The organism is Microbacterium umsixpiens (assembly GCF_053543675.1).
In genome coordinates this window covers 3,885-6,344 of record NZ_JBLVOH010000057.1, presented here as the reverse complement: position 1 = coordinate 6,344, position 2,460 = coordinate 3,885, and the positions used below count along the sequence as shown (strand labels likewise).

Annotated in this window: 3 protein-coding genes; 2 read left to right on the top strand and 1 reads right to left on the bottom strand. The window is 70.0% G+C overall.

All coding sequences use genetic code 11. From position 1 onward, the window contains the following. Nucleotides 1-128 precede the first annotated feature (128 nt). Nucleotides 129-1,235 (top strand): FUSC family protein, encoded by a 1,107-nt coding sequence (locus ACNPM4_RS05775; protein WP_448985028.1) that lies wholly within the window; start codon nt 129-131, stop codon nt 1,233-1,235. Nucleotides 1,236-1,247: 12 nt separating this feature from the next. On the opposite strand, the gene ACNPM4_RS05770 is transcribed toward ACNPM4_RS05775, so the two are convergent. Beyond that, nucleotides 1,248-1,838 carry a winged helix-turn-helix domain-containing protein gene (locus tag ACNPM4_RS05770; protein ID WP_029263209.1) on the bottom strand — a complete coding sequence of 197 codons (591 nt, stop codon included), beginning with the start codon at nt 1,836-1,838 and terminating at the stop codon, nt 1,248-1,250. 74 nt (nt 1,839-1,912) lie between these two features. Here ACNPM4_RS05770 and ACNPM4_RS05765 point away from each other — a divergent pair. Then, nucleotides 1,913-2,460 (top strand): MFS transporter (locus tag ACNPM4_RS05765; protein WP_448985027.1); only part of this gene is annotated, 548 nt, incomplete at its 3' end.

Below are 2,460 nucleotides of genomic sequence, written 5' to 3'. Positions count from 1 at the left end.
CGTCGCGTCTGCGCGCTACCGGTACCCAGCCGAGGAAGCAACCCGCTCGTCGGCCGCGCACCGGGCGCATACGCTCGCGGAATCACCGGCACCACGCCCCACCCGCACGCGCCGAAAGAGAGGATGCCGTGACGCAGAGCCAGCCTCGATTCCGCGCACGCCGCGCAGGCATCGCACACGCCCTCCGCGAAGCCGTCCTCCCCGCACGCCTGCTGCTCGTCGCGAAGACGATGCTCGCGGTCGGTCTCGCCTGGCTGATCGCTCCGCACATGCCGGGGGTCACCGACGAGTACCCCTACTACGCCCCGCTCGGGGCACTGTTGAGCATGTACCCCACGCTGATGGGGTCGGCGAAGTCGAGCTTCCAGACGCTGCTCGGGCTCGCCGCCGGCATCGGCCTCGCCACGGTGGTGGTGCTCACGGTGGGGCCCACGTGGTGGACCATCCCGCTCGTCGTGGGTGTGGGAGTGCTCGTCTCCGGAACGGGCTGGTTCGGTGCCGGACGCGAATACATCCCGATGGCCGCGATGTTCGTGCTGATCATCGGCGGACAGAACGCCGACGAGTACTCCCTCGGATACCTCACGCAGACCGCGGTCGGGATCGTCATCGGCCTCGTGGTCAACGTCCTGATCGCGCCCGCACCGCTCACCGGAGTGGCGGCGGCGCGCCTGGGGGCCTTCCGCGAGCAGCTGGCCCGGCATCTCGACGACATCGGATCGGCGGTCTCCGAGTCCTGGCCGCCGGAGCACGAGCAGTGGGCCGACGACGCGGCCTCCCTCGCCGACACCGCAGGTGAGTTGCGGGCAGCGCTCGCGGAGGCCGACGAGAGCCGACGGGGCAATCCCCGGGCGAAGGGCCACCGATCGCGGATGCAGCAGAGCCACGAGGAGCTCGCGGCACTCGACCGGATCGCGCACCTCATCCGCGACATCTCGGACGAGATCGCCGACACCATCTGGGACCGGCCGGCCGGCATCGCTCTCGACCCCGCACTGCCCGAGCCGCTGTCCGCCGCGTGTCACGCCGTGGCGGAGGTGATCGCGCGCGGCGACGCCTCGACCCCGGAAGACCATCGCATCCGCGGCGAGGCCGCCCGTGCGACGCGGCTCCTCCTCGAGACGGTCGACAGCCGCACCGTCGATGTGCGTCGTTCGATGGGCCCCGGGGTGCTCACCGCGATGCACCTGCGCCGCATCCTGATTCTCAGTGGAAGCCCGGCGACGGACGACTGATCCCGGACAGCGTCAGATGGTGTCGTCGGCGGCGATCACGTCCACCTGCCAGTAGCGGCCGTCGGGGTCGGCACTGTCGTGCGCGTCATCGGCGGCGCTCAGCACATCGTTGATCTTCACCATCGCGTCGTCGAACTCGGACTCGGTCAACCGGATCGTCCTCTGGGTGAAGGCGGCGTGCACCTCGGTCGTGCGTCCGGCGACGTACTCGGGGGTCCAGGCGGTCACCCGGCGCATCAGATCGTGATGGTCCTCCACCAGCGCGGCGATCACCGCGGTCCCGAGCTCCTCGTCGGCCACGGGGCTGTCCGGGCCGCCCACGTTGAGGGGACCCTTGTGCCCGGTCCAGACACGATCACGCCGGTCGCGGGCCTGCTCGGGCGCCTCTTCGATGAGACCGGCATCGGCGAGTGCGCGCAGGTGGAAGCTCGCGCTGTTGGCCGGCACCCCGAGCTCGGCGGCGATGTCCGCCGCTCGCAGGAAGTCTCGCCGCGAGAACAGGCGGATCATCTGTCGACGCAGCGGGTGGGAGTAGGCCTTGAGCATGGCCGAGGTCATCCAGACGGGATCGTCGCCCTTGCTCTCGCTGGTGTCGGCTGCCATGCCCTGATCCTACCCGCACCCAAAATTGCGCAATAGAACTTGCGCAATTGTTCTTGCGCAATTACTCTCGACGCATGACCACCCTCACCGAGTCGCATCGCCTGTGGCACAACGGCCGCTACCTCACCTGGTTGCTGAGCGACACGAGCAAGGGCCTCGCGGCCGCGCTCTTCGGGTTCGCGATCCCGCTGCTCGCGCTCATCGTGACGAACGATCCCGCACAGGCCGGCATCATCGGCGCCGCCGGAATGGTCGCCCGCCTGCTCATGACCCTCGCCGGCGGGGTTCTCGCCGACCGTCACCGCCGCATCGCGCTGATGCTGCTCGGATCGCTCATCGGCATCGTGCTGGCGGGGGCCTTCACCCTGCTCGCCCTCGGTGACGCGATGACCTTCGGTTCGCTGCTGGTGATCGACATCCTCCTCGCCGCCCGCAGCGGACTCTTCGACGTCGCCGGCGAGAGCGCGATCAAGGAGATCGTCCCCGACGACGCGATGGGTCGCGCGCAGGCCGCGAACCAGGGTCGCGATGCCGCCCTCCAGCTCGCGGGCGGCCCGCTCGGCGGCCTGCTCCTCGGCATCGGCGGCTGGGCGGTCGGCGTCGTCATGACCCTCTGCCACGC